This window comes from Bradyrhizobium sp. BRP22, from assembly GCF_020194175.1.
Lineage (GTDB): Bacteria > Pseudomonadota > Alphaproteobacteria > Rhizobiales > Xanthobacteraceae > Bradyrhizobium.
In genome coordinates this window covers 1-8001 of the sequence record NZ_JADYVX010000080.1, presented here as the reverse complement: position 1 = coordinate 8001, position 8001 = coordinate 1, and the positions used below count along the sequence as shown (strand labels likewise).

General features: G+C 61.3%; 8 protein-coding genes and 3 pseudogenes. 6 read left to right on the top strand and 5 right to left on the bottom strand.

Annotated features, from left to right (window positions below; translation table 11 throughout):
• Positions 1–233: 233 nt before the first annotated feature.
• Positions 234–566, top strand: a pseudogene (locus tag I6F35_RS39250) (transposase); the annotation flags it as partial.
• 2313 nt (positions 567–2879) lie between these two features.
• On the opposite strand, the gene I6F35_RS39245 reads toward I6F35_RS39250, so the two are convergent.
• Positions 2880–3068 carry a hypothetical protein gene (locus I6F35_RS39245; RefSeq protein WP_225122919.1) on the bottom strand — a complete coding sequence of 63 codons (189 nt, stop codon included), beginning with the start codon at positions 3066–3068 and terminating at the stop codon, positions 2880–2882.
• A 341-nt stretch (positions 3069–3409) separates the two neighbouring features.
• Here I6F35_RS39245 and I6F35_RS39240 point away from each other — a divergent pair, with 341 nt between their 5' ends.
• The 4 genes from I6F35_RS39240 (at position 3410) to I6F35_RS39225 (ending at position 5232) form a co-directional block, all read left to right on the top strand.
• Positions 3410–3880: a hypothetical protein gene (locus tag I6F35_RS39240; RefSeq protein WP_225122921.1), complete on the top strand. Its 471-nt coding sequence runs from the start codon at positions 3410–3412 to the stop codon at positions 3878–3880.
• Complete coding sequence (locus I6F35_RS39235) at positions 3841–4086, top strand: recombinase family protein (protein WP_249792910.1); 246 nt, start codon at positions 3841–3843, stop codon at positions 4084–4086. Before I6F35_RS39240 ends, I6F35_RS39235 begins: the two co-directional genes overlap by 40 nt.
• Positions 4062–4217 carry a hypothetical protein gene (locus I6F35_RS39230; RefSeq protein ID WP_225122918.1) on the top strand — a complete coding sequence of 52 codons (156 nt, stop codon included), beginning with the start codon at positions 4062–4064 and terminating at the stop codon, positions 4215–4217. The genes I6F35_RS39235 and I6F35_RS39230 overlap by 25 nt, the downstream gene beginning before the upstream one ends.
• A gap of 700 nt (positions 4218–4917) precedes the next feature.
• A complete protein-coding gene (locus tag I6F35_RS39225; protein WP_225122917.1) occupies positions 4918–5232 on the top strand; it encodes a hypothetical protein in 315 nt (104 codons plus the stop codon).
• 104 nt (positions 5233–5336) lie between these two features.
• Here the strand turns inward: I6F35_RS39225 and I6F35_RS39220 are convergent, their stop codons facing one another.
• The 4 genes and pseudogenes from I6F35_RS39220 to I6F35_RS39205 all read right to left on the bottom strand — a co-directional run bounded on the left by I6F35_RS39220 (position 5337) and on the right by I6F35_RS39205 (position 7175).
• Positions 5337–5492 carry a hypothetical protein gene (locus I6F35_RS39220; RefSeq protein ID WP_225122916.1) on the bottom strand — a complete coding sequence of 52 codons (156 nt, stop codon included), beginning with the start codon at positions 5490–5492 and terminating at the stop codon, positions 5337–5339.
• 151 nt (positions 5493–5643) lie between these two features.
• A pseudogene (locus tag I6F35_RS39215) lies at positions 5644–6211 on the bottom strand (integrase core domain-containing protein); the annotation flags it as partial.
• A 162-nt stretch (positions 6212–6373) separates the two neighbouring features.
• Positions 6374–6532: pseudogene (locus I6F35_RS39210) on the bottom strand (transposase); the annotation flags it as partial.
• A 22-nt stretch (positions 6533–6554) separates the two neighbouring features.
• Positions 6555–7175, bottom strand: coding sequence for a transposase (locus I6F35_RS39205; protein WP_225122915.1), 621 nt, complete (start codon positions 7173–7175; stop codon positions 6555–6557).
• 29 nt (positions 7176–7204) lie between these two features.
• Here I6F35_RS39205 and I6F35_RS39200 point away from each other — a divergent pair, with 29 nt between their 5' ends.
• Entirely contained in the window at positions 7205–7540 is a 336-nt protein-coding gene (locus tag I6F35_RS39200; protein ID WP_225122914.1) for a hypothetical protein, read from the top strand.
• The last annotated feature ends 461 nt before the right edge of the window (positions 7541–8001 follow it).

The following is an 8001-nucleotide window of genomic DNA, read 5'->3' as shown; positions in this document are numbered from 1 at the left end:
CACTGTCACCTCGCACTATCATGATGTTGCTATGGCCATGGGCCAAGCTTGAACAGAGAGCCGTATGCGCTGAAAGGTGCACGTACGGTTCGGGGAGGAGAAGCGCGTTCGCGCTTCTTACTCCACTTCCGATCGGCCGCGGCTTCCTTTATCTCGTCGCGATCATGGACTGGGCGAGCCGGGCGGTGCTGGCGTGGCGGCTATCGAACACGATGACCTGGGCCGATCGGAGCCGCGTCGCCTGGCACGATATCGCTCCGGGCAAGCCCATGCAGAACGGCTTCATCGAAAGCTTCAACGGCCGGCTCCGGGATGAATTGCTGAACGAAACGCTGTTCGCGTCGCTGGCACAGACCCGCGTCGCGCTCGGATGCTGGCGCGCCGATTATAACGACACACGACCGCACTCGCAGCTCGGATGGAAGACGCCCTCCGGGTTCGCCTTCACCTGCTAGCCGCGCCGGGATCTGGCGGTGCGCTATGCCGATGGCTCCGCTCCAGCTCCCGTCGCTACCACCGCCCAATTGGGCAAATCCAATGGTTTGAGCGAACTCAGAACTGGATAAAATCTTATCTCTGGCGACAATGGCAGAGCGGGCACAAGCGATTCACGGAGCTTCGCCGCCTCGGCATCGCGAAGTTCGCCGCATCGGTTGCCGCTGGTTCACCGACGGGGCTCTGGCGAATGTCCGGGCGCCCGGCGATCTAGCACGCTTTGCGCAACCACTTCTTTGACGCTCTCGGTCTCCCCCCGAATACTGGTTTCTGGGCCGGCTTAACTCAGTCGAACCGCCGTGGTAGGGACCCGTATGCCCGGTGTGGGAGGGTGGCATCGCAAGACGTCCCCCTATCCCGATCAATCGGTGATCACGATCGGCTGGAACGCGCAGGGCGACCCGACGGCTCACGTCACGGATGCGCGCTGGCGTCGTCCGAGCAGGCCGCTGACCGGCCCCCGGCTCGAACGCACACCGCTACAGCCATGGCGCGACAAAGCTGCCAGCCTAGATGCCTCGCCCAGCCCTTTCGGCATCACGTTGGGCGGAGGCATATCCTGCCAGGTGGAAGAGCGCGGCCAATCGAGCGCGAAGCCGTTGCGGACCAGCCGGTCCGCGAGGTCGATCCCGGCAATCGAGCACGTCGCTGCGGTGCGCCCGTACTGATCCAACGAGACAGGTATGCTTTTCGCGCGATGAAGGCGCTGAGTTTCGCGGTCTTCGCGCGCAATTATGCGACGCCGTCCTCGCCCCGGCAGAACTGAGTGCTCTCCAGCGCATCGATGTCGGACAGCCGAATGCGGGTGCCGTAGATTTTGAGCGTGTCAGCATCAATGATGCTGGCTTGGTCCGGTCAGGTCGCCAGCAATTAGCGGGTTGGAGCCGCATAGCGGTCGCCAGTTTGCATGGAGCCGCCCGTCAAATTGGATCGGTCAAACCGCCGAGGGGAGGCGGCGTTAGCAATTGAGCTCCGGGGCAGCACCGCCTTGGGCGCATTCGCCGCCATTTCGGGCGTACACCGCCGTTGCGAACCGATAGACAAAGTCAGTGCGCCGTCTCGACCATGTCGCCGGTCGAGGTCGCGATCTTCATCGTCTGGTCACCGGCCAAGGGTATCTATACCGCTTCAAGATTTTTCGAGTGCGCGAGGCGGCCATTGATCATAGGTCTTACGGCCTTCCCAAAGAACAACAACATTTGTTGACGAAGCAGACATAACCTCACCAAATCTCCCCTCCCAATTAACATATCTATCATTGCGCTTTCTCGGCATAGCCACGCCACGCATAATTGTCCTCACCATCAGGTCAGTTAGCTTTACACGATCCCCACGCGCAAATTTTCTAACCATCCCGCCTCCGACAACGCGCAGAAGCAGATTAGAAAATCTGTCGCGCGTTCCGCTGTTACGCCAGATCAAAGCCCGAAAGAGGCCGCTTGCGTTGCCACAAGCGGCTCAAGTCTAGGGAGGAAACGCCCAAGGAGGGCAGCATAGCGGGAGCGCTACCGCATACGCTAGCTAAGATGATCGCGATCAGAAGCTCAATTGAACGTAGGTAAACATCACGCGATACGAACGTTTATGTGATTGATCGGGAGAACTCACCGGCCTATCAAATGCTACCCCGGAGCGCGGCGGGTGTTCGCGGCGATCGAGCGGCCGCGGGTCATGCAGCGGCGGCTGCCGTCACTGCCGACGATGCGGTGGTAGGACGACGGGCGGTAGTACAACGGCTGCGACGAACGTTTATCGCGCCACCTTTGATCGGTCGCTGAGTCAGAGATGTCAGCGATCCCCTTGGGGTGTCCAGCTTCTGAACCGCCCGCACGATGCGCTTGATTGCAAGCGCCACGTTGCTCCCTCCAACATCGCCCCTCGTTGGAGGCGCCTCGCGATTTCGCCATACCCCTTAGCGTTGGCTCACTTGCTGCGCTGTTTGATGTGCCACAGCCGGTAGGCTTCGTCCTCGTAGGGATCATCGGCTCGTCGGCGGCGGGATCAACTTCGCACCCTCTTTGCGGAAATGATCGAGACCACGACCGGCCTTGCGGCCCGTGTGCTAATCGTTGGGCCCAGTCGGGAATAACCGGAACGAACTCCTGCAACAATGATAGAGCCCGAGCGCTGCACCGAAGTGGCAGCCAGCGCGCGATTTCGTGACCGAGACATCATCCTGATGACGTTGCCGATAATCAATCTCGCTTCACCTATCGACTTCGCATAGCGCTCCTGCGACTGCGCGAGTGCCGTCGCGACAAACGGGACAATTCATGGGGCTGCCAGAGCGTCCAAGTCCTCGTGACAAACTGAAGTGGACCCCATGCGTGTGACCACGGGACCGGTTTGTTAGTTGGATTCTCGGCCGCTCCGATCTCCTGATGTCACGCTGCGAACAGCCCTGTCTGCTGCTGTTGTTGCGGCTGTGGGCATGTGGACAACGCTTCAGCGTTGTCCAAGCGCGGCTTCATGTCCACAGCCGCATCGACGGGTCCGTTGATGCCTTCGCGCCAAGCCACCATCGGCGCGCGATGATTGAGCGCCTGATGCGGGCGACGGGTGTTGTACAACAAGCCTTGAGAACGCCCACGGGATGGTTTGCCGTGAGGTTCTTACCGGCTTCATCCTTGGGCAGGCCGCGAGGTTTTCGTCCATGCTGTGATCGACAAGGCGGACGCGCTGTACGCTGGATGGTCGGAGACGGCCCGGTGTCTGGAGATCCCATCGTGGATGTTTGACCGCGCGGCATGTGCTCGCGGTGGCAGCGCAAGGGCAGAGCCCTTTGTCAGCTTGGAAGCGCTCAACGCGTTGTCGGCGCTTCTCGATTTAGCAGTTAAGAGCGCTGCATCATCATCGAATGAGCCGCTTTCCGGTGCACGCGGGGTCTCTCACGACCAGAATCGGGGAGAGGCTCATGGCAAGCAAGACGACGGCGATATCGGCGAACCCGGTTCGGCACAACCGGTTCGGCATGCATCAGACGGACCTGTTCGCGGGTGGCGTCGCGCGCAGCGCCGTCGGGGCTCCGGAATGGCGCGAGCTGCCGAAGGAGGCGCAGGATGCCCTGGTGGAGTTGATGACGCCGCTGGTGCTGCGCCATGCGCGGGTGAGCGCAATGCTCGCAAGGAGGACAGTCATGATCAGTGACAAGGTCCGCCCTCACCACCTTGAGCGCAAGGCGATCCTCTATGTGCGCCAGTCCTTCGCCCATCAGTTCTGCACAATCGTGAGAGCAGCGCGTTGCAATACGCGATGCGACCGATTGACGGCGCTGCGGGCCGGCTTCGAGCGGATGGTGGCCGAGGTCTGCCTCGGCACGGTCGGGCAGTCTGTGCGCAGGAGGTCTTGCGCTTCGCGCGCAACAGCCGGGATTGGCAACAGCTGATCGATATGTGTCGCGTCGTCGACACCCTGCTGGTTGACCAGGAAACTATCTATGCTCCGCGGCACGGCAACGACGGACTGCTTCTAGGATTGAAGGGGAGCCTCAACGAGTATGAGCTGGACCTTTTACGACAACGCTCGCTCTCGCACGCTACGAGAAGGCCCGCCGCGGCGAACTGGTTGTGGCCACGCCCATCGGCTTTGTGAAGGTCGGTGATCATTACGAGAAGGATCCCGACCGGCGTGTGCAGGACGCCACTACGCTCGTCTTTGACAAGATCGAGGAACTCGGGACCGCGCGGCAGGCGCTGCTGAGCACGGCCTCGACCTACCGGTGAAGCAGCCGAATGGCGACACGGCCTGGCGGCGGCCCAGCTACGCGACCCTCCACAGGATGGTCGAGAACCCGGTCTACGGCGGAGCCTACGCCTACGGTAGAACAGCCGTAACGAGGGGTTGCGGCGTCCATGGCACAGGCGTGAAGATCCGCCGGAAGGGGCGTGCGGAGTGCCTCCCTCAAGCCGGATGTCCACGAAGGCTATGTGAGCTGGGAGGGGTTCGAAGCGATCCGTACAATGGTCTCCAGTAACTTGCCCACGAGCCGGCATCATGGCGCGCCCAAGCATAGCGACGCGCTGCTCGCTGGACTCATCCGCTGCCGGCGCAGTTGCCGCAAGCTGACGCTGCGCTACAGCGGTATGAAGCATCACATCCCCCGTTACAGCTGCTCGCGCGCCTGGATGGACAACGGCGAACCGCGCTCCATCGCGTTCGGAGGCTTGCGTGTCGATGATGCGATCGAAGAGGCACTGCTCGGCGTCGTCGGACCCGGCCCGTCGCGGCGGCTACGGCCGCCGCAGCCCAGGCCACACATCAGAGCGATCAAGTTCGCGAAGCGCTCGGCCGTGATCTCGAAACGGCCCGTTACGCAGCCGATTGCGCCATCCGGCAATATGACGCGGCAGATGCGGCAAACCGCCCCTCGTTGCTGCAGAGCTTGAGGCGCGCTGGAATCACTCGCTTGCCCGCGTCGCCGAGGTGGAGAGCAAGATTGCCGCGCATGACGCGGCGACCGCACCGACAGCGATCGATCCAGCGCTGCTCAGCGTTCTGACCTCAAACCTCAAGATAGTCTGGTCAGGGCCCACCACCGATGCGCGGCTGAAGAAGCGCGTCGTCCGGGCGCTGATCCACGAGGTCGTTGCCGATATCGATGACGAGCGTCCGAGATCGTTCTCGTCGTGCATTGGGTGGGTGGCGCTCACAGCGAAATGCGGCTGCCGAAGCGGCGAGGTGGGCAGCGTAACAGCACCTCCGGCGACATCATCGCAGCCATTCGGCAACTGGTGCTGATCGCCAGCGACGACCCTGATTACAGGCCTGCTCAACCGCAACGGCCTCAAGACGGGCAACGGCAATCGGTGGACCCGCGAGAGCGCCACAGCCACGCGATCTTATCATCGGATACCCTCTTCCGTCGAGCCGAGGACAGCGTCGAGCCTTGGCTCAATCTCTCCGACGCCGGCAGGCTTCTCAAGGTTGCAGCCAAGACGCTGCGTTTGGCCGTAGAAGCCGGTCAGATCGAAGCCATCCACCCTTTGCCGGATGGCCATGGATCTTCGCGCGCGCTGCCCTGGCGACGGATGCCGCCACATCCATCACCGAACGAGCGCGGCAGAACCCAAGATACCGCGCAGGATCGCATCACAATCAGCAAAGTCTCTTCTCTTCAACAACATAGACAGATGGGTGTTCTGATGCGCGGTTGTAGTCGGCGACCCAGTTGGCGATCTTGGCACGGGCATCATCCAGATCGAAGAACAGGGTCTCGTTGAGCAGTTCATCGGGCATCCGGCCGTTAAGAACTCTCGATGAAGCCGTTCTGCATCGGCTTTCCCGGCGCGAAAAAGTGCCAATCGGTGACGGTGTCCTTGCTCCAGGCCAGCATGGCGCTGCAGGCGAACTCGGTGCCATGATCGGACATGATCATTTCTGGCTTGCTGCCTCGCCCGACCATTGCCGTGAGTTCGCGGGCCACGCGCCGTCCTGAGATCGAGGTATCCGGAATGGCGCCCAGGCATTCTTTGGTGACGTCGTCGACGATGTTGAGGACCCGGAAGCGCCGTCCGTTGGCAAACTGATCATGAACGAAATCCAGCGACCAGCGCGCGTTGGGCTTGGCCTCGACCAGGATCGGGGCACGGGTTCCCACGGCCTTGCGGCGGGCCCGCCGCTTGCGGACGGCGAGCCCTTCCTCGCGATAAAGCCGGTAGATCCGGTTGATGCCCGATGGCTCGCCCTCCCGCCACAGCAGCACGAACAGCCGGCGGTGAAGGACGACAGCCATCTTTCTGGCCAGCGCGACCTTCGCACGCTTGCTTCCTTGCCGGTGGGCAACACGCATCGCCCAGGCCTTCATCGGAGACCATCGGGTTGATGGCCTGAGAACAACGTTGGCAGCTTCGAACAGGGCTGTGCGCGTCTCTCCATCTCCGGCTTTTGTGATCCGTCCCACCCGGTCAACCTCGCCAGATTGGTATCGCCGCGGCGTTAACCCGAGATAGGCGCCGACCAATTGGGAATGCAGGAATCGCTTAGGATCGTCCACAGTGTAGCGGAAGGTCAAATCGATCGGGCCGATCCCCGGAATCATCATCAAGAGCTGACAAGCCGGGTCACTGCGCACGGCCTTCAACCAGACGATGCAGTTGGGCGTACTCCCGCATCAGCGCTTCGCGTCCGGCAAGCAGCGGATTCATGATCGCCTCCAGCAAGGCGTCATCGCCGACCAACTCACGAACTCGCGTCGCGAACAGAGTCCGCGAGACGACTCCGAATTTGAGACCGAGCGGACGCAGAAGTCCGCGGATGACTTGCTCCGCGGCAGTGATGGAGCGGATGATATGCTTGCGAGCCGCGGCCAGCGTCCGCGCCCTTTGGCTGCCGATGCATTTAACGTGAACAGGCTTGAACCATCCCGTTCTCACCACCTGCGCGATCCCACGGGCGTCATTCCGATCGCTCTTCACCGGCATGGCCGAAAGTGCCGCCTTAACCTGGCGGAGTTCCAAACTGACGGCCGGCAGCCCCAGTTCGATTAGATTTGCGGCTAGCCATTCTGATCTCGGTCCTGCCTCAAGGCCAACCCGCTCAACTTGACCAGCCCATGGTTCGAGGTACTGCACAATCGATGGCGCGTCCGCCAAGGTGGTTCCCTCCCGGATCAGCTTTCCGGTCTCGTCCACCGCACATACCGCAACGGAATTCAGCGAAACATCGAGGCCGACGTAGATCATGACTTTTGTCCTTCGGATGGAGTTGGTCCATGATCGTCAGCCAAACCGTGCCGCGCGGCAAACAAATAGGTCAGGCGATCGGGACCGAATACCCTACCTCTTTCGTGAACCTTGCTCGCTTCATTCATCCGTCCTTCTTCGGGCCGGACTCTAACTCCTTCTGGAGGAAATACGCAGGGGCAGGTCACTCGCGCGGCATGGCGAAGGAGAGCGGGGTGTCGGTCTCAAGCGTGCAGCGCATCTGGCGAGCCTTCGGTTTGCCCATGCATCGTTTCCCGGTCACACTGTCGGGGGCCCGTTCCCATGTTCTGCCGCGGCAGGCCGCTCCCGAGCGCGGACGGCATTCATTGATTTGGATCAATTAGCGAATGCGACGATTGAAATGGCGGCGACAGTGAAAATCGCCGCCGCAACGACGAATAGGAAAAGAGCAAATCGCGCATCATCCCCTACAAATACCAAAGCGAGTGCAGTTCGTGCCAGAGCACCTGTCGCGCATTTTCCCAAAGCATCGCGCCCGGGCGTCGCTAGAGCGAGCCGTTACGACGTCCAGAACTCGATAAACTCGCGAGGCGTCCCTCTGATCGTTTCTGACGAGCCTAAATAGTAGTAGGCCAACGGCTGTTTCTCGCGTTTCCGCTTGTATTCCCGAAGGAGCTATATACCCTGGCGAAATTCAAGCCGTTGTGCCCTTCGAATGGTCCCTAGCGGCCCTTCCCAGAGACATCCTCGGATTGAATTGTCGGAATCGCGCGAGTCCATGCGAGATGCGCGTTGCGCTTCGGAGAAAACGTTATGGCGACAGGTACAGTGAAGTGGTTCAACG